The sequence below is a fragment of the Bradyrhizobium sp. UFLA05-153 genome, from assembly GCF_054185185.1.
Genome location: NZ_JBBIAM010000158.1, coordinates 1 through 18637 on the forward strand (window position 1 = coordinate 1; position 18637 = coordinate 18637).

General features: G+C 65.6%; 18 protein-coding genes. 8 read left to right on the plus strand and 10 right to left on the minus strand.

Annotated elements, in window-relative coordinates; translation table 11 throughout:
• Positions 1-194 precede the first annotated feature (194 nt).
• Positions 195-2519 carry a xanthine dehydrogenase family protein molybdopterin-binding subunit gene (locus tag Q2941_RS45730; protein WP_458196698.1) on the minus strand — a complete coding sequence of 775 codons (2325 nt, stop codon included), beginning with the start codon at positions 2517-2519 and terminating at the stop codon, positions 195-197.
• Between the two features lie 158 nt (positions 2520-2677).
• Entirely contained in the window at positions 2678-3553 is an 876-nt protein-coding gene (locus Q2941_RS45735) for a dihydrodipicolinate synthase family protein (protein WP_458196699.1), read from the minus strand.
• Positions 3554-3714: 161 nt separating this feature from the next.
• Between Q2941_RS45735 and Q2941_RS45740 the strand changes: the two genes are divergently transcribed.
• Positions 3715-4038 (plus strand): YbjQ family protein, encoded by a 324-nt coding sequence (locus Q2941_RS45740; protein ID WP_027527739.1) that lies wholly within the window; start codon positions 3715-3717, stop codon positions 4036-4038.
• A gap of 17 nt (positions 4039-4055) precedes the next feature.
• Positions 4056-4328 (plus strand): hypothetical protein, encoded by a 273-nt coding sequence (locus Q2941_RS45745; RefSeq protein ID WP_027527740.1) that lies wholly within the window; start codon positions 4056-4058, stop codon positions 4326-4328.
• A 340-nt stretch (positions 4329-4668) separates the two neighbouring features.
• Here Q2941_RS45745 and Q2941_RS45750 read toward each other — a convergent pair whose 3' ends face one another.
• The gene (locus Q2941_RS45750) at positions 4669-5634 is read right to left on the minus strand and encodes a VOC family protein (protein ID WP_458196700.1); all 966 of its coding nucleotides are present in this window, start codon (positions 5632-5634) and stop codon (positions 4669-4671) included.
• Between the two features lie 186 nt (positions 5635-5820).
• On the opposite strand from Q2941_RS45750, the gene Q2941_RS45755 reads away from it, so the two are divergent.
• A complete protein-coding gene (locus Q2941_RS45755; protein WP_458196701.1) occupies positions 5821-6705 on the plus strand; it encodes a S1C family serine protease in 885 nt (294 codons plus the stop codon).
• Positions 6702-7067: a response regulator transcription factor gene (locus Q2941_RS45760; protein WP_027527744.1), complete on the plus strand. Its 366-nt coding sequence runs from the start codon at positions 6702-6704 to the stop codon at positions 7065-7067. Before Q2941_RS45755 ends, Q2941_RS45760 begins: the two co-directional genes overlap by 4 nt.
• A gap of 2 nt (positions 7068-7069) precedes the next feature.
• Here the strand turns inward: Q2941_RS45760 and Q2941_RS45765 are convergent, their stop codons facing one another.
• The 4 genes from Q2941_RS45765 to Q2941_RS45780 form a co-directional block, all read right to left on the minus strand.
• The gene (locus Q2941_RS45765; protein ID WP_027527745.1) at positions 7070-8146 is read right to left on the minus strand and encodes a sensor histidine kinase; all 1077 of its coding nucleotides are present in this window, start codon (positions 8144-8146) and stop codon (positions 7070-7072) included.
• On the minus strand, positions 8133-8825 hold the full coding sequence (locus tag Q2941_RS45770) for a response regulator transcription factor (protein ID WP_027527746.1): 693 nt from the start codon (positions 8823-8825) through the stop codon (positions 8133-8135). Before Q2941_RS45770 ends, Q2941_RS45765 begins: the two co-directional genes overlap by 14 nt.
• Before the next feature lie 98 nt (positions 8826-8923).
• A complete protein-coding gene (locus Q2941_RS45775) occupies positions 8924-9508 on the minus strand; it encodes a pentapeptide repeat-containing protein (RefSeq protein ID WP_027527747.1) in 585 nt (194 codons plus the stop codon).
• Positions 9509-9637: 129 nt separating this feature from the next.
• On the minus strand, positions 9638-11974 hold the full coding sequence (locus tag Q2941_RS45780; protein WP_458196702.1) for a Tex family protein: 2337 nt from the start codon (positions 11972-11974) through the stop codon (positions 9638-9640).
• A 642-nt stretch (positions 11975-12616) separates the two neighbouring features.
• Between Q2941_RS45780 and Q2941_RS45785 the strand changes: the two genes are divergently transcribed.
• Positions 12617-14092, plus strand: coding sequence for an amidase (locus Q2941_RS45785; RefSeq protein WP_254110535.1), 1476 nt, complete (start codon positions 12617-12619; stop codon positions 14090-14092).
• 58 nt (positions 14093-14150) lie between these two features.
• Here Q2941_RS45785 and Q2941_RS45790 read toward each other — a convergent pair whose 3' ends face one another.
• On the minus strand, positions 14151-14468 hold the full coding sequence (locus Q2941_RS45790) for a hypothetical protein (protein WP_027527750.1): 318 nt from the start codon (positions 14466-14468) through the stop codon (positions 14151-14153).
• A 122-nt stretch (positions 14469-14590) separates the two neighbouring features.
• Here Q2941_RS45790 and Q2941_RS45795 point away from each other — a divergent pair, with 122 nt between their 5' ends.
• Together Q2941_RS45795 and Q2941_RS45800 are read left to right on the plus strand one after the other, a co-directional pair.
• Positions 14591-15502: a PaaI family thioesterase gene (locus tag Q2941_RS45795; RefSeq protein ID WP_458196703.1), complete on the plus strand. Its 912-nt coding sequence runs from the start codon at positions 14591-14593 to the stop codon at positions 15500-15502.
• Between the two features lie 68 nt (positions 15503-15570).
• On the plus strand, positions 15571-15936 hold the full coding sequence (locus Q2941_RS45800) for a hypothetical protein (protein WP_027527752.1): 366 nt from the start codon (positions 15571-15573) through the stop codon (positions 15934-15936).
• A gap of 10 nt (positions 15937-15946) precedes the next feature.
• Here Q2941_RS45800 and Q2941_RS45805 read toward each other — a convergent pair whose 3' ends face one another.
• Both Q2941_RS45805 and Q2941_RS45810 read right to left on the minus strand, forming a co-directional pair.
• Positions 15947-16579, minus strand: a complete 633-nt coding sequence (locus tag Q2941_RS45805; RefSeq protein ID WP_458196704.1) for a 2-dehydro-3-deoxy-6-phosphogalactonate aldolase — start codon at positions 16577-16579, stop codon at positions 15947-15949.
• Between the two features lie 13 nt (positions 16580-16592).
• Positions 16593-17507 carry a 2-dehydro-3-deoxygalactonokinase gene (locus tag Q2941_RS45810; RefSeq protein WP_458196705.1) on the minus strand — a complete coding sequence of 305 codons (915 nt, stop codon included), beginning with the start codon at positions 17505-17507 and terminating at the stop codon, positions 16593-16595.
• 245 nt (positions 17508-17752) lie between these two features.
• Between Q2941_RS45810 and Q2941_RS45815 the strand changes: the two genes are divergently transcribed.
• The coding region (locus tag Q2941_RS45815; protein WP_458196706.1) for an LLM class flavin-dependent oxidoreductase at positions 17753-18637 on the plus strand (885 nt) is incomplete at its 3' end.

The following is an 18637-nucleotide window of genomic DNA, read 5'->3' on the forward strand; positions in this document are numbered from 1 at the left end:
GGTCAGGATCTTGCGCATGAAACTTCTCCCGGTGGAATCCGGAGCCTAGATATCAGATTGCGCTCGCGGAGGACATGCTGACGTCTTCGCCAAACTACTCCCTGTGGTTATGGGTCCCGGGCTCGCGCTTCGCGCGCCCCGGGACGACGAGTTGGGGCTGTGGCGACAGCCGACGTAAAAACGCGACGTAGCGCCTACGCTCCCGCCTTCGCGTCCCGGATCGCCCGCCAGATCTTTTGCGGGGTCAGCGGCGTGTTGAGCTGGGCGATGCCGAGCTCACTGAGCGCGTCCATCACGCCGTTGGTCACGCAGGGCGGGCCGCCGATGGCACCGGATTCGCCGCAGCCCTTGGCGCCGAGCGGGTTGGTTCGGCAGGGTGCGGAATCGTCGAGCGTCACCTCGATCGGCGGCACGTCGTCGGCACGCGGGATGCAATAGTCCTGGTAGCTCGCGGTGAGGAGCTGGCCCTCGGTGTCATAGGCGACGCCCTCATAGAGTGCCTGCCCAATGCCCTGCGCGACGCCGCCATGGATCTGGCCGGTGACCAGCATCGGATTGACGGCAACACCGACGTCGTCAACCGTGGTGTAGCGCACGACGCGGGATACGCCGGTCTCCGGATCGATCTCGACCTCGCAGACATGCGTGCCGTTCGGCCAGCTAGGTCCATCGACCTCACCTTCGGAATCGACGCTGAGCTTGGCGCCCTCCTCCTTCTCGGCGAGTTCAAACAGACTGATGCGGCGGTCGGTGCCGACCACGGTGAGCATGCCGCCCTGATACTCGATGTCCTCGACCGAGGTCTCCAGCACGTTCGACGCCTTCTCGCGCGCCTTCTGGATCAGGTCGTTCGAAGAGACCGCGACCGCCGTGCCGCCGACGAACAGCGAGCGCGAACCGACGCTGCCGAAGCCGGTCGCAAGATCGGTGTCGCCCTGCACCACGTCGATCTTGTCGAGGGGAATGCCGAGCGTGTCGGAGATCATCTGGGTGTAGGTGGTCTGTAGTCCCTGCCCCATCGCCATGGTGCCGGAATGCAGGATGACGCGGCCCTGTGAGGTCGCGTGCAGGCTGACCTTCTCGGTGTGCGCGCGGCCGCCGGTCCACTCGATGTAGGAGGTGAGCCCGCGGCCATAGAGCAGGCCCTTCTTCTTCGCAGCACGCTTGCGCGCGGCAAAGCCCTCCCAATCGGCAAGCTTCGCGGCGCGGTCGAGCATGTGCGCGAAGGCGCCGGAATCGTAGACCTGCCCGGCAGCGTTGGTGTAGGGGAGCTGAGCCGGCTTGATGTAATTGGCTTTGCGGATCGCGCGCGGATCCATGCCGATTTTTCGCGCGGCGGCGTCGAACAGGCGCTCGACGATGAACACAGCCTCGGGGCGGCCCGCGCCGCGATAGGCACCGACCGGTGCGGTGTGGGTCATCACCGTCTTGATCTCGAAATGCACCAACGGCAGGTCGTAGACGCCGGTCTGCACGAAGGGACCGAGCACCAGCGGGATGATGTTGGCGGCGCCCGAGGAGTAGGCACCGGTGCAGCCGATCGACTTGACGCGATAGGCCAGCACCTTGCCCTTCTCGTCGAGTGCGAAAGAGGCGGTCGAGGTGAGATCGCGGCCATGGGTGCCGCCGACGAACTCGTCGGTACGGTCGCCGCGCCAGCGGATCTTTTTGTTCAGCTTGGTCGCGGCATAGGCGACGATGCCGTCCTCCGGATAGAGGTTGGTCTTCTGGCCAAAGCCGCCGCCGATGTCGCCGACCAGCACGCGCACGCTCTCGATCGGCCGCTTCAGCACCGCTCCCGCGAGCACGTCGCGGGTCGAGGCCGGCGTCTGCGACTGCACGTGCAGGAGAAGCCGGCCGGACTTCTTCTCGATCTCGGCAATGGTCGAGCGCGGCTCCATCGCAGACGGCACGAGCCGCTGGCTGACGAGATCGAGATCGACCACATGCGCAGCCTTCGCGAAGGCTTCCTCGACCTTGGCAGCGTCGCCGTAGGCCATCGCCCCGACAATGTTATCGGGCGCCTCCGGCCACACCACGGGCGCACCTGGCTTCACCGCCTCGAGGGGATCGACGACCGCAGGCCGCACGTCATAGTCGACCACGATCGCTTCGGCCGCGCTCTGCGCCAGAACGCCCGAGGTGGCGACCACGGCCGCAACGGCCTCACCGGCATAGCGCACGACCTCATGGGCGAGCAGGCGGCGCGGCGGCACCGTCATCGGCTTGCCGTCGGGACGCCTGAAGATGTTCAGCGTGGGAATCTCGCCGATGTTGTCCTTGATCAGATCGGCGCCGGTGTAGATCGCGGTCACACCAGGCATCGCCGCCGCTGCGCTGGTGTCGATCGACACGATTTTTGCGTGGGCATGCGGCGAGCGCAGCACGTGCAGCCACAGCGCGCCGTCCTCCGGCTTGTCGTCGATGAACTGCCCCTTCCCGGTGAGCAGTCGCTGGTCTTCCAAACGCTTGACTGGCTTGCCCGCTCCGAAACGCAAATTGCCGGGAAGAATGTTCATTCCGCTTGTCCTCTAAGCCTCAAAGTGCGGCCGCCTTTTAGCGGATCGAGGCAAACGAGGCCAGCCGACGTTTTGTGCGGGCAGGACCTGCAAATTCGTCATGCCGCGACATGTTCGCCATTCCGGGGCGATGCGTAGCATCGAACCCGGAATGACAATTATGCAAGATCCCGCAGCGCCGCCTCGACGGCCTTGCGCTGCTCGGCGGTCAGCGCCGCCTGCGGCGGAATGGGGTCGCCGACGTCATAGCCCTGGATCGTCAGCCCTGCCTTGATGCAGGCGGCGAGGTTGAAGCGGGCGAAAGCTTCGTTGATGCGCCACAGCTTGCGCTGGAGCGCCATGGCCGCATCCCAGCGTCCGTCCTTGCAGAGATTGTAGAGTGCGACGCTCTGGCGCGGGATGATGCAGGCTGGTCCCGCCATCCAGCCGAAGCCACCGATCAGCATCACCGCGGCCGGAATATGTGCGGAAGCCGAGAACACGCGGATCTTGTCGCCACAGCGGTTCATGATCGACAGCAGCCGGCCGGTGTTGGTCGAAGCATCCTTGATGTAACCGATGCGCGGGTGCTCGGCGAGGCGCGCGATCACGTCGAGCGTGAGATCGGAGCGCTGGAATTGCGGATTGGTGTAGATGACAACGGGAATGTCGACCGCGTCCGCAATGGCGCGGAAATAGGATTCGACCTGCGCATCCGCGAGCGGGAAGTAGGCCTCGAGGATCGCCAGGATGCCGTCGGCACCGAGTTTCTGGTACGCCATGGCCTGCGCGACCGCATCGGCGGTCGAGGTCGAGGCAACACCGGCCACCACAGGCACGCGGCCCTTCGCGGTCTCGATCGTGGTCTGCACGACCGCCATACGCTGTGCGGCGTTGAGATAGGCGAACTCGCCGGTCGAGCCGAGTGGCGTCAGCCCATGCACGCCGGCGCCGATCAGGTCGTCGCAGAGCCGGTCGAGCACGCCGGTGCGCACGATGCCGTTCGCATCGACGGGCGAGACGAGATAGGGGAAGACGCCGTGGAAATCGGGCATGTCAGGTAACCCTGCGGCAGATCGGGCGTTGCAGGTCCGCCCGTATGGTTTCGCGGGTGCTAACATGCCCCCGTGAGGCCGACAAGCAAGCCGGCGAATGAACCCGCCTGCTGCATTGACGGACTAATGGGACGTTGCAGCCAACCTGTCGGGAAAGCCACATGCTGATCGTCACCACGGAGAACGTAGCCAACCACCGCGTCGTCCGGACGCTCGGCCAGTGCTTTGGCATCGTCGTCCGCAGCCGCGGACTTGGCGGCAATATCGTCGCCGGCTTGCGCTCGATCGTCGGCGGCGAGATCCCCGAATATACGCGGCTGCTCGAAGATGCCCGCCGCCACGCCATCGACCGCCTGGTCGAGAACGCCACCGCAATGGGGGCCAACGCGATCGTGATGATGCGGTTCGATTCCGCGGAGATCGGCCAGACCATGAGCGAGATCGTGGCCTACGGCACCGCGGTCGTGATCGAGGCCTCGCGCTAGGCCACAGGGAGCAGAGTATGGCTTTGCCAATCGGGATCGCCGCGCTCGTGATTGCCGCCGTGCTCCTGATCGCCGGCCACTATTTTCCGTTCGGCGTGCCCCTCACCTTCGTGGGCATCGGCCTGATCCTGAGCCTCATCTACGACACGCGCTACAAGCCGGCATCCCGGCGGCCTGCAGGTCCCGGCTGGGTCGACACCGGCGAGCGCTTCATCGATCCCGAGACCAAGCGCCGCGTGGCTGTGTTCACGCGGCCCGAGACCGGCGAGCGGGAATATATCGAGCTCTAGCTGTCGGTAGTGTCTCAGTTTGAAATTTCATCGGCAATTCGCTTCTTGTAAGGACCGCGAATGGCGGGGACCGGATTGGCCGTCGATCATAGTTATAGGGACCCACTCGTGAAGTTTTCAAAGTTTTGTTTCAAAGCAGCTCTAACTGCGGCCGTCCTCCTTGTCACCATTCTGGTCTGGTTTCGGTTTTTTGAAGGTACTTTCAGCGAACAGTGGATCCAGGCTGAATTTCTCATTGTAGGAATCTTGACGGTGGTGGGAGCCGCAACCCTAGTCTTTGGGATTATTGCGAGAATTTGGGAAAGATAAATTCAAACTGAGACACTACCTAGCTGTCGCCTCACACCTTGAGCAGCCGCACCCGCGTGCCCCAGGGGTCGACGGCTTCAACGCCGTTGGCTAGCGCCGTGACCTGCGCGCCTGCCTTGCGCAGGCGCTCGTCCTGGGCGGCGAGAATGTCCTGCTTCTCCGTCACCAGCGAGAACCAGGCAAGCCCCGTCGTGGTGGCGTCGCGGCGGCCGGCGCCCTGGCTCTGCCAGACGTTCATGCCGAGGTGATGATGATAGCGGCCGGAGGAGAGGAACGCGGCACCGTTGCGGCGGCGGGTCGGATCGAGGCCGACGGTGCCGTGATAAAAGCCTTCGGCCTGCGCGAGATCGCCGACCCGCAAATGCATGTGCCCGACGCGCAGGCCCTCCGGCGCCTTCGCGTAGTCGCTGACGCGGGTATTCGTGAGCGACAGCAGGTCCGGAATGTTCAGCTCGTCGGTTGCCATCTTCACCGAGCCCTGGCTCCACTGCCATTGCGAAGGATCGCGGTCGGCATAGACCTCGATGCCGTTGCCTTCGGGATCGTCGAGATAGACGGACTCGCTGACGAGATGATCGGCAAAGCCCGACAACGGCACGCGATGCGAGGCGGCATGCACCAGCCAGCGCGCGAGATCCTTGCGCGTCGGCATCAGAAAGGCGGTGTGATAGAGGCCGGCCGCGCTGCGCGGCTCGATCGCGGCATCCGGCCGCGCCTCCAGCACGAGCAGTGTCACACCGCCGGCGCCGAGCCGCGCTGCCCCCGCCGAGCGTTCCATCACCGTGAGGCCAAGCACGTCGCGATAGTAGTCGGCGACGGTATCGAGATTCTTGACCCGCAGCGTCACCATGCCGACGCGCATCGGTGTGCGGCTCGCATAGGTCGGCCCGACGTTGACCGGATTGCCTTCGGCGCTTGCCGCGGCCGCAGCGGCCGCCGCGAGCGTGGTGGCGCCAGCGAGATGAAGCAGCGCGCGGCGGGTAAGGTCGATGGTCATCCGGGGTCTTCTCGAAAACGCGTTGAGGCCGTGAGGCGCAATGGCCGGCCGATTGCTACACGTTCCCGTGACCTCCTCCCAATCACATGTTCGTCGGCCGGACCATTACGGAGCTTCCTGGCCATCCGGCCAGTTTTCAGAGCGCCCGCGGCATCCCAGATTTGGGGCAACCGACAGGAGCCTTCCATGACCGACCCCACCCCCCTTGCCGCGCTCTCGTCAGCGCTTTCGGATGTCGTTACGCGCGCCGCGCCTTCGCTCGTCTCCGTTCACTCGCATCGGTTGCGCGCCTCCGGCTTTGCCTGGAAGGCGGGCCTCATCATCACCGCCGATGAGGCATTGGCTGACGAGGGCGAAGTCGAGATCAGGCTTGCCGACGGCAGCACGCGGACGGCCACGATTGCCGGCCGCGACCACACCACCGACATCGCACTGCTGCGCGTCGATGCCGATATCCCGCCGGTCAAGCTGACCTCCGCCTCCGCCTCCGCCTCCGCCGCCCCCGCGCTCGGTTCGCTCGCCGTCGTCGTCGCGGCCGACCGTGGCGCACCCACGGCATCTCTCGGCATGGTGTCGCTCGCGGGCCCACGCTGGCGCAGCCTGCGCGGCGGCGACATCGAGGCCCGGATCGAGCTCGACGTGCGACTGCGCCGCAGCCATGAGGGCGGGCTCGCGCTGAATGCCCTGGGCGAGCCGTTCGGCATGGCGGTGCAGGGACCGCGGCGCGTGCTGGTGATCCCGTCCGCCACCATCGAGCGCGTCGCAGCGCAGCTCGAAACGCGCGGCCGGATCGCACGCGGCTATCTCGGGCTCGGCCTGCAACCGGTGCGGCTCGATGACGGCGTCGGCGCGATGGTGATGAATGTCGACAAGTCCGGGCCATCTGCCGCGGCCGGCATCAGGCAGGGCGACGTCATCGTCGCCGTCAATGACGAGAAGCTCGCTGGCGTCCGCGCGCTGTCGCGCTCCCTCGGACCCGAGAGCGTGGGTTCGGTCGTCGACGTCGCGGTGCGGCGTGGCGGCGAGCCGGTGAGCTTCAAGGTCACGATCGGCGAGAGGCCGGAGGCGTGAGCGAGGACACGACGCAGGACATCGCGGTCGCGCTCGAAGTCGGCGACCCCGCTCTCGCCGATCGACTTGCACTGCTGCTCGGCAGCATCGCGGGCCTGCGGCTGGTCGCGCCGGGAGCCCCGGCCGCGGTGGTCGTACGCGACCAGCAGCCCTCGCCGGCCGATATCGAGCTGACGCCGCGCGAACTCGACGTGCTCGCGCTGATGGCAGAGGGCGCCTCGAACAAGATGATCGCGCGCCAGCTCGGCATCTCCGTGCACACCGTCAAGTTCCACGTCGGCTCGCTGCTCGACAAGCTGGATGCCACCGGCCGCACCGACGCGGTCGCCCATGCCGCGCGGCGCGGCGTGATCAACCTGTAGGATCACAGCGCGGAGGGCGGCGGGAATCTGAGTGCGACGGTCAGTCCCGGCGCATTGTCGCGCAGCGAGACCTCCGCGCCGTGCAGGCGCGCGACGGCTGCGACGAGGCTCAGGCCGAGACCATTGCCGGGCGTGTAGCGGCTCTGCTCGAGCCGGTAGAAACGCTTGAACACCTGGTCGCGCTGGCCTGCCGGGATGCCCGGGCCATCGTCGGCAATCGCGATCACCGCGGCGCTGTCCTTGGAGGTGCAGGTCACGCTCACCTGCCCGCTCGCGCGGCCATGCTTGATGGCGTTGTCGACGAGGTTGGCGATAGCGTCGAACAGCAGGTCGCGGTCGCCGGTGACCCTGACCTCGCGATCGCCCGTCAAATTGAGACGGGTTGCGACCTGCTCGGCCGCGGCATCGTAGAGCTCGACGACCTCGCCGGCGATCTCAACGAGGTTCAGCTCGCGAAACGCGCCCTTGCGTGCGCGGGTTTCGATCTCGGAAATTCGCGTGATGGAGGCGAACATGCCGAGCACGGCGTCGAGATCGGCGATGGTGTCGCCGATCAGCGCCGCATCATTCTCGCTGTTGCGCGGGGCGTGATAGGCCTTCTCCAGACGGCCGCGCATGCGCGTCAGTGGCGTGCGCAGATCGTGCGCGACGTTGTCGCTGACCTGCTTGACCTCGCCCATCAGGGTTTCGATGCGGTCGAGCATGTGGTTGAGGTTTTCAGCGACGCTGTCCCATTCGTCGTGACTGCCGCGCAAGGGGATGCGCTGATCGAGGCCGGAGAGCATGATGGCGCGGCTGGTGGCATTGATCTGCTCGATGCGACCGACCGTGCGCCGCGTCACCAGCACGGCGGCCACCGCGGCGAGCACCAGCAGCAGCAAGGCGACCGCGATCATGGCGAGCTCGATCATCCCGGTGAAGCCGTCGTGATCGCCGACATGGCCGACCTGGCTCTGCACATAGGCGAGCGTTCCGAAATAGACATAGGCGATGATTGCCGCGACGATCAGGCCGAAGACCGCAATCGCGATCAGCGCCAGGCGGAACGTCGATGACTTGAGCGTCTTAGCCAGGAGCACGGAGGCAATATCCGATGCCGCGGATGGTGTGGATCAGCGGATAGGCCTGGCTGTCGTCGACCTTGCGGCGGACGCGGCCGACATAGACGTCGATGATGTTGGTGGAGGGATCGAAATGCAGGTCCCAGACGTGCTGGAGCAGCATCGCGCGGGAGACGACGCGGCCCTCGTTGCGGACCAGATATTCGAGCAGCTGGAATTCGCGGGGCAGCAGCGGAATCTTCTTGCCGCGGCGGCTGGCGCTGCGGGAGATCAAGTCGATGGCGAGATCGCCGACGCGCAGGATCGTCTCCTTTGCGATCGTCTCGCTGCGGCGGCCGAGCGCCTCGAGGCGCGCGAGCAGCTCGACGAAGGAGAACGGCTTGACCAGATAGTCGTCGCCGCCGGCGCGCAAGCCCCGCACGCGGTCGTCGACCTCGCCGAGCGCGGAGATGATCAGGAAGGGCGAGGCGATGCCGTCGTCGCGCAGCTGGCGCATCACCGTGATGCCATCGATGTCAGGCAGCATGCGGTCGATTGTGATCACGGCATAGTCGCGCGCGCTGCCGCGGCTGAGCGCCTCGCGCCCGGTCGCGGCGAGATCGACCTCGTAGCCGCTCGTCGTCAGCTCTTCTGCGAGCTGGCCTGCGGTCTCCAGGTCGTCCTCGACGACGAGAATGCGGCGGTGACCTCCGGTCATGGTTCAACTCCGCGCGACGATCGCCACCAGACTATCCCGTTCCGGGGCAGGGCGGAACTGCCCGGCGGCGATCGCGACAACGGTGCGGTCACGCGATGTTAGTACCAGTCGTCCCCGCACACATTGACCCACTGCCAGCCCCAGGGCGTCCAGCTCCGGCGCCAACAGCCGTCGTAATAGCCGGCATAGATGAAGGGCGCGCCGAAGAAGGCAAAGCGATTGAAGCGATGGTGCCGGAAGAAGAAGGCGTGGCGGCCGATGAAGGGCCTGCCGCGGAAGCCGGCGCCGGCGAAGCGCGGCCCGACGAAAGCCGCGCGGGCGGCCATTGGGCTGCCTGCAAAGCGCGGTCCGAAGGCCGCACGGCCTGCAATCGGTGCACCGGCGAAGCGCGCGCCACCAAAACTCGCGCCGGCGAAGCGCGCACCGCCAAAACTCGCTCCGCTAAAACGAGCACCGCCCATGCCGCCAAAATGAGCGCCACCCATACCGCCGCCCATGCCACCAGCACGCATGCCGCCACCCATGCCGCCGCCCATGCCGCCGCCACCAAAATGCCCGCCGCCACCGCCGCCAAAGCCGCCATGCCCCCCGCCGCCACCGCGCTGCGCGAGGACGGGCGACGCAACCGCCAGCGTCGCGGCGACTGCCGCTGCGACGAGGCCTGTGAGAAGCCTGTTGTTCATCGGAAAACCTCCTTGCAGTGCGGCGACATGCCTCGCCGCCTGAGGAGGCTCAGGAGATGAGAATAGACGGGCTCCTTCAACTTACAAATGCGCCAGATTCTGACGCGGAAGTTAGTTTGGCTCCGCGCCTCAGGCCGGCTTGCCGCGACCGCTCTTTTCGGCGGCACGGCGCAGGGCTTCGGCGAGCGCGCCGCCGCCGGAGGATTCCTGCTTGCGCGGCGCCGACGAAGTCATGCGGCCGGTATTGCGCGAATTATCGCGCTGCATGCCCGGCGCGTCCTTCGTGGCGCCGACCTCGTCGTCGAGACGCAGCGTCAGCGAGATGCGCTTGCGGGCAACCTCGAAGTCCAGCACCTTCACCTTGACGATGTCGCCGGGCTTCACCACCTCGCGCGGATCCTTGACGAAATTCTTGGACATTGCCGAGATGTGCACGAGGCCGTCCTGGTGCACGCCGATGTCGACGAAGGCGCCAAAGGCTGCGACGTTGGTCACCGTGCCCTCGAGGATCATGCCCTTCTTGAGGTCCTTGATCTCCTCGACGCCTTCCTTGAACACCGCGGCCTTGAACGCTGGGCGCGGGTCGCGGCCCGGCTTTTCGAGTTCGCGCAGGATGTCCGTGACAGTCGGCAAACCGAAGGTCTCGTCGACGAAATCCTTCGGCTTCAGCGTACGCACGATCTCGCTGCTGCCGATCAGCGCCTTGATGTCGCTCTTGGTGGCCGCAAGGATCCGGCGCACCACCGGATAGGCTTCCGGATGGACGCCGGAGGCATCGAGCGGATCCTCGCCGCCGACGATGCGCAGGAAGCCCGCGCATTGCTCGAACGCCTTGGGTCCGAGTCGCGGCACGTCCTTCAGCGCCTTGCGCGACTTGAACGGGCCGTTGGCGTCACGATGCTGCACGATGCTTGCGGCAAGGCCCGCACCGACGCCCGACACGCGCGCGAGCAGCGGCGCAGATGCGGTGTTGACGTCGACGCCGACGGCGTTCACGCAGTCCTCGACCACAGCATCGAGCGACTTGGCGAGCTTGGCTTGGCCGAGGTCGTGCTGATACTGGCCGACGCCGATCGCCTTGGGCTCGATCTTGACCAGCTCGGCGAGCGGATCCTGGAGGCGCCGGGCGATCGAAACCGCGCCGCGCAGGGTGACGTCCAGCCCGGGCAATTCCTGCGATGCGAACGCGGAGGCCGAATAGACCGACGCGCCGGCTTCCGACACCACGATCTTGGTCATCTTCAGCTCGGCCAGGCCCTTGACGAGCTCGGTCGCCAGCTTGTCGGTCTCGCGCGAAGCGGTGCCGTTGCCGATAGCGATCAGCTCGACGCGATGCTTCAGCGCAAGCCTGCCGAGGATCGCGAGCGATTCGTTCCACTGCCGCTGCGGCTCGTGCGGATAGATCGCGGTGGTGTCGACCACCTTGCCGGTCGCATCGATAACCGCGACCTTGACGCCGGTGCGGTAGCCGGGATCGAGCCCCATGGTGACGCGGGTGCCGGCAGGAGCGGCCAGCAACAGGTCGCGCAGGTTGGAGGCGAACACGCGCACGGCCTCGGTCTCGGCCGCGTTCCACAGCCGCATCCGCAGATCGATGTTGAGATGCACCTGGATCTTGGTGCGCCAGGCCCAGCGCACGGTGTCGATCAGCCAGCGGTCACCCGCACGCTTGAGGTCGGCGATGCCGAACCGCTTCATGATTCTCAATTCATAGGCGCTGGGCACGCCCGCCGGCGGCGCTTCGGCCTCGGCCTGGATCTGGAGATCGAGGATCTCCTCCTTCTCGCCGCGGAACATCGCAAGGATGCGGTGCGACGGGAGTTTTGTCAGCGGCTCGGAGAAGTCGAAATAGTCGGCGAATTTCTCGCCCTCGGTCTTCTTGCCCTCGCGCACCTTGGAGGCCATGCGGGCATTGGTCCACATCTCCTCGCGCAGGCTCCCGATCAGGTCGGCGTCCTCGTCGAAGCGCTCGACGAGAATGGCGCGGGCGCCATCGAGCGCGGCGGCAGCATCGGCCACGCCTTTCTCGGCATTGATGAACGCTTCGGCCACCACCTTCGGATCGTTCGCGGGCTCCGCCATCAACTGGTTGGCGAGCGGCTCGAGGCCGGCCTCCTTGGCGATCTCCGCCTTGGTGCGGCGTTTGGGCTTGAACGGCAGGTAGATATCCTCGAGGCGCGCCTTGCTGTCGGCGGCCATGATCGTGGCCTCCAGCGCGGCGTCGAGCTTGCCCTGCTCGCGGATCGATTCGAGGATGGCCTTGCGGCGGTCTTCGAGCTCGCGCAGGTAAACGAGGCGCTCTTCCAGCGTGCGGAGCTGCGCGTCGTCGAGCGCACCGGTGGCTTCCTTGCGGTAGCGGGCGATGAACGGAACCGTGGCGCCGCCGTCGAGCAGCTCCACCGCCGCCTGAACCTGCTCCTCCCGGGCCCCGAGCTCCTGCGCAATCTTCTGGTTGATGTTTGCCACGCCAGTTTCCTCTAATCCAAGCACGCGACGCGAACCGAACCGACGGCCCGCGGGACGCCGCTTATGGACCATCCCGACTTGATTCATCAAGGTACGACAGGGAACCGTCGACAGGGGATTTTTTTGTTGCCTTGATGCGATCTCGCCACATTCGGCTGGTTATGGCCGGAAAGGACAACTCTCGTGTCCCGGACGCGCTACAGCGCGTGAGCGCTGCTGCGCAGAGCCGGGACCCAGAGGCCATACGCAGCCTCGGCGGTATAGGCCCCGGCTCTGCAGCGCACCACTGCGTGGTGCACTGCGTCCGGGGCGCAAGAGTGTACCATGCTCTTTCCGCGATCTCATCATTGCAAGCGCAGCGAAGCAATCCAGAATGTACCCGCGGAAAGATTTCTGGATTGCTACGCTGCGCTCGCAATGACGCAGTACGTTGAGCTATCGTCATTCTCCAACTCGCATTCGAACAACGCTTGCGGCGCGACTCGTCGAAGGACTTCAATCTCAGGATTTAGCCCGGGCGAGCGCGCCGGCAGAACAACCGGCGAAATCGCCGGATTCGGCGGCGCTGCCATGCGGGTGCCGTCGATTGACACGCCCTCTCGCGAAACTATGGTCGCCGCCGAACGAGAGGATTGAATCGCTATGACTTTGCCGATGAGCTGGAATGAGTGGGCGCAGCATGATGGCGTGGCGCTGGCTGCGTGCGTCAAAAAGGGCGAGCTCACGCCTGCCGAATTGGCGCGCCAGGCCGCGGCAGCGGTGGCGAAGGTCGATACCGCACTGTCCGGCGTGGTCGAGCTGTTCGACGACGTGATCGCGGATCCCGCCAAGGATGGCGCCAATCTCACCGGCCCGTTCGCCGGCCTGCCCTTCCTGATGAAGGATCTCGGGCCCACCATGAAAGGTCGCCTCCAGGAGATGGGTTCGCTGCTGATGCGCGGCAATCGCACAGGCGCCGACACCTTCCTCACATCGAAATTCCGCCAGGCCGGATTGAACCTGATCGGACGCACCACGACGCCCGAGTTCGGCGTGTGCAGCTCGGCCGACAACCCGGCCGTCTACGTCACCCGCAATCCCTGGAATACCGACTACACCACCTGCGGCTCGTCGGCGGGCAGCGCCGCATCGGTGGCGGCCGGCATCGTGCCGATTGCGCATGCGACCGACGGCGGCGGCTCGATCCGCATTCCGGCAGGGGTCAACGGCAATATCGGGCTGAAAGTGTCGCGCGGCGTGTTCTCGCTCGCGCCGCACATGTCCGATCTCACCGGGCTCGTCTCGATCCAGGGCTGCCAGTCGCGCAGCGTGCGCGATACTGCGGCCTTCGTCGATCATGCCCGCGGCCCGGCGCCCGGCGAGTTCATGCCGTTCTGGACCACGGCGCAGCCGTACTGCGAGATGATCAAGCGCGATCCGGCCAAGCTGCGCATCGCGCTGTCGCACCAATGGGGCGATTATCGCGCGACGCCGCACATCGCAGCCGAGCTGGAAAAGGTCGGCCGCTTGCTCGAAGGCCTCGGCCATCACGTCGACTTTGCCCTGCCCGAGCTTGATTTCCGCGCCGCCTTCGAGGCGCAGACCACCTGCTACATCTCCAACTTCGCCGTCGTGATCTCGAACATGCTCGCTGCGCGCGGGCTGGAGCGGCCGCCGGAAGATCTGATCGAGCCTATGAACATCCGGATCTGGGAGGCGGGCCGCCACACGAGCTTTGCCGAACGGGCGAAGATGCAGGCGGTGTTCAACACGACATCGCGCGGCTTCGGCGCGTTTTTCGAGCAGTGGGACGTCATCCTGACGCCGGTCACCGCGCTGCCCACGCCGAAGGTCGGCACCAGGGAGTATCTCACGATCTCCGACAATCCGGACGTTTTGGACTGGTTCGGCAATCTCTGGCGCAATTTCGCTTTCACGCCGCTGGCGAACCTCTGCGGCATGCCGGCGATCTCACTGCCGCTCGCCGAGAACGAGCTTGGCCTGCCGCTCGGCATCCAGGGCATCGCCAAGCAGGCCAATGACGGCCTTTTGTTGCAACTCGCAGCACAAATCGAGCGCGCCATCGACGGCAAGTGGAATGCCGGAAAGAAGCCGAAGGTGCACGTGACGAAGGGATGAGCGGCTTCGCGCGTCCCTCGAATCGTCGTTCTGGCCAAAGCCAGGACGACATTGGATTTCAATTCTTCATCACCGGGATCGTTTCCGTCGGCTGCTGCTGGCCCTGCTGCATCATGGCGAGGGCCTTGTCGAGCGCTTCGCGCAAGGCGATGGCGGCGGCCGGGCTGCAGCGGATGTGTCCGGTCTGAATCACATCGACCCGCACGCCCGGACCGACCGGCATCAAAAGGTTCGCGGCGAGCTCGATCTGGATCGCGCCATTGTGGTGACCGAAGCAGGAGACGCCATCGAAATAGATGAGCGGCGCCCGCTCGGCACTTCCCGTGGAGATGGTCACGCCCCCTTGATTGGTCGCCGGCGCGTTGGGGTCTGCCATGGGGTTCCTCGTCGTTCTCAAAACAGATGGTCCCACAGCATCGTTGCTTCGCACTCGCCTGTCGAGCCCCGAATGATGCTCGCGATTTTGCGGAAGCCACCAGAACGGTCTAAAAGGTAGCCATGGCAAAATCGCAAGATACAACGCTCCCGTTCGACGCGCTCGCCGAGGCCATCAAGGGCCGCCGCTCCGATTATGGCCATATCAGCGGGCTCAGGCTCGACCGCGCAGCGCCTGGCGAAGCCTGGTCGAGCCTGCCCTACCGTCCCGCCTTCGTCGGCGACACCGAGACCGGCGTGCTGCATGGCGGCGTCGTCACCGCTATGCTGGATGAGAGCTGCGGCATGGCGGTGCAGCTCGCGCTGGACGGCACGCGCGCGATCGCGACGCTGGATTTGCGCATCGACTACCAGAAGCCGGCCACGCCCGGCCTCGACATCAGAGCGCATTCGATTTGCTTTCGCACCACGCGCTCGATCGCCTTTGTGCGCTCGACGGCCTACCAGGAATCAGAGGACGACCCGGTTGCAACCGCGACTGCCTGCTTCATGATCGGCGCGAACCGCACCAACATGCTTGCCGACCGCGCGAGCGACCAGCGCAGCATCCCGACGCTGGACATACCGGAAGATCCGGCTGGTACCTTCGCCAACAGCCCGTTCGCGCGCTGCCTCGGCATCCGCGTCCAGGACGACGGCACGCTGATGATGCCGTTCTCGCCCAAGATCATCGGCAACCCTATCCTGCCCGCGATCCATGGCGGCATGACCGGCGCGTTTCTGGAGACCACCGCCATCGTCGGCGTGACGCGCGAGCTCGGAATCTCCGCGCCACCCAAGCCGATCGGACTGACGATCAACTATTTGCGCTCCGGCCGCGCCCTCGACAGCTTTGCCAACGTCTCGATCGTCAAGCAGGGCCGGCGCATCGTCGCGTTCGAGGCAAGGGCCTGGCAGGACGCCCCGGACAAGCCGATCGCGTCGGCTTTCGGCCATTTCATGCTGCGGCCGACGCCGGGGAGCGAGGAAGAATAGGCGCATTGGGGCTTGACGGCCGGCGTAAGCGCCACAACGATAACGCGGATTCCACCAGAGGAACCGCAGTGCGGCACCCGATCGACATCATCGCCATGTTCGCCGCCATATGGCTGTTGGCGTCGATGGTGCTGGACGCGCTGACGCCGAAAGAGCTGACCGCGGTCATGATCGGCGTCGCAATCGGGCCTGCGGTGATCATCACCGCGATCTTCTATTACCTGCGCTTTCCGCGCACCGATTTTGCCGTGCTGTTCGCCGCGCTGTGGCTGATCTCGGACATCGCCATCGAATTCATTTCGCCGCTACCGCTGCCGAACTTCCTGATCATCCTCGGCTTCGTGCCTGCGCTGCTGGTCGGCGCGGTGCTGCATTGGCAGCGCTTTGCGCGCCGGCACGAGCGGCTGGTGTGGCCCTCGGCAAGACGAAGCTAACGCTCCGCTCTCACACGCCCCCAATCGCGAGGTCGTAGGCCGTGATCGTCGCCCTGGCGCGCGCGGCGACATCCGCCGCCGTCATGCCCGGTTTGTAGAGGCTGCTGCCAAGGCCAAAGGCATGAACGCCGCTCTTGACGTATTCGGCAAAGTTCTGGTCGGAGACACCGCCAACCGCGGCGATCATCGCGCTTGCCGGCAACACGGCGCGGATCGCGGCAATGCCCGCGGCGCCCAGCACGCTCGCCGGAAAGAACTTCAGGCTCGAGGCGCCGGCCCTCACCGCAAGCAGCGCTTCGGTCGGCGAGAACACGCCGGGCATCGTCACCATGCCGTGCTCATGCGCGCGCGCGATCACCTGCGTGTCGACATTCGGAGCCACCAGTAGCTTGCCGCCGGCCTCATTCAGCCGGTCGACATCGGCGGTCGTGAGCACCGTGCCGGCGCCGACCAGCACGCCTGCGGGTGCGCGCTTCACCGCGATCTCGATCGAACGGAATGGATCGGGCGAGTTCAGGGGAATCTCGATCGCGGTCATACCGGCTTCGATCAGCCCGCTGACGATAACGTCGGCCTCGTCGGGCTTCACGCCGCGCAGGATTGCGACCAGCGGGCGCTTCATCGTCGGAAATGGCACGGTCATTTCAAGATTCCTTCTATCTCGTCCAGATGGCACGCGCCGCCATCGCAAGGCCGCGGCGCGACGCCTCGTCGGCATCGATCGGCTCGACCGCCACCGAGAGTGTTTCAAACGCCAGCCGATACAGCATCTGAAGCCGTCCCGACGCAACCAGCCTGATGCCGCTTTGCGGCCGGCCGTGCGCGAGCCCTGCCGCAAGTTCGATCCCAATCAGGGTGCCCGAGATGGTTTCGCGCGCCGCAGACGGCGTGCCGCCGAACAAGAGCTGCCGCGATCGCACCTGGAACAGAAGGTTGGCCGCAGATGCCGGGGTCTTGAACCCGGCCGCAACCGCTGACCTGAACGCCTCACGGTCCTCCGCGTCGTCGGCAGCAGTGACCGCGTGCGAGAGGATCGTCTCGCGCGAGACGACGCTGAAGAGCTCGCCCGTCATGAAGGTGGCGAAACGCGCGACCGTTCCGCCGCTGACGCTGACCCATTTCGAATGCGTGCCGGGCATGCAGACCAGCGCCTCGCCGGCTGGGTCGAGACCAAGCGCGCCGAGCAACTGGGTCTCCTCGCCCCGCATCACATCCGGCGCGGCAGCGTCACGCTGCGCAATGCCGGGCAGAATGCGGATGTCACGCGCCTGTCCGGCGACGGGAACCGCGCGCGCGAGGATCGCGGCGAGCGGCGCCGGGGTATCGACATAGCCGGCTTCAACCCAGCCCTGGCGGGCGCCGGCCATGCCGCAGATCAGAACGGGCAGATCGCTTCCCGCTCCAACCGCATCCAGATGCGATTGCAGCACTCCGGCAAAACCGGTCCTGGCCGCCGCCATCATGCCTTCGCTGCTGCGGCGCTCAGCCAGTACCTGGCCGTCACGGTCGATCAGCCAAAGCCGGAAGCTCGTGGTGCCCCAATCCACCGCGACATAGGCAGCTTCCGTCATGATACCCCACGTCCCCTGATTTGATCATCTGGTCCTGACATCAGGACTCGCCTGGTCTCACCGCCAAGACATCGTCTCGCGACAATGAGACGATAGCTCCTGCATCCGTCCCTCAGATATCGACTATTGCACGCGCAAACCAGCCCTTTCTCGGCTCGCCGTGTGCCCACATCGCTGGCACACCGCTTGCTCTTTTGCCGGAACCGCGCAGCCAAGACGCGTCAACAACTGAACGAGGAAACACCATGGAGATCGGCTATTTCACGATGCCTTCGCATCCGCCGGAGTGCGGCTTGAAGGAAGGAAACGACTGGGACCTCCAGACGATGCGCTGGCTCGATGAGCTTGGCTATCAGGAGGCCTGGATCGGCGAGCATCATACCGCGCCCTGGGAGCCCAATCCCACGCCCGACCTTCTGATCGCGCAGGCGCTGTTGCAGACCAAGAACATCCGGATCGGACCGGGCGGCTTCCTGTTGCCCTATCACCACCCGGCTGAGCTCGCCAATCGAGTCGCGATGCTCGATCACCTCTCGGAAGGACGGCTGAATTTCGGCGTCGCGGCCTCGGGGCTGCCGAGCGATTGGGCGATGTTCAACGTCGACGGCATGAGCGGGCAGAACCGCGAGATGACGCGCGAGGCGCTGGAGATCATTCTAAAACTCTGGACCGAGCCTGCGCCCTTCACCCATAAGGGCAAATACTGGACGGTGACCAAGCCCGACACGATGTTCGATTTCCTGAAACCCCACATCAAGCCGGTGCAGGCGCCGCATCCGCCGATCGGCGTCGCCGGCCTCTCGAAGAACTCTGACACGCTGAAGCTCGCCGGCGAGCGCGGCTTCATCCCGATGAGCCTCAATCTCAATCCGGCCTATGTCGGCAGCCATTGGGACTCCGTCGAGATCGGCGCCGCCAAGACCGGCCGGAAGCCGAACCGCAGCGATTGGCGGCTGGTGCGCGAGGTGTTCGTCGCCGACACCGACGAGGAGGCCTGGAAGCTCTCGGCCGGTGACATGATGGGCCGGATGATGGGCGAGTATTTCCTGCCGCTGCTCGGCCATTTCGGCTTCAAGGACTATCTGAAGCATGCACCAGACGTGTCCGACAGCGACGTCACGGTCGAATAT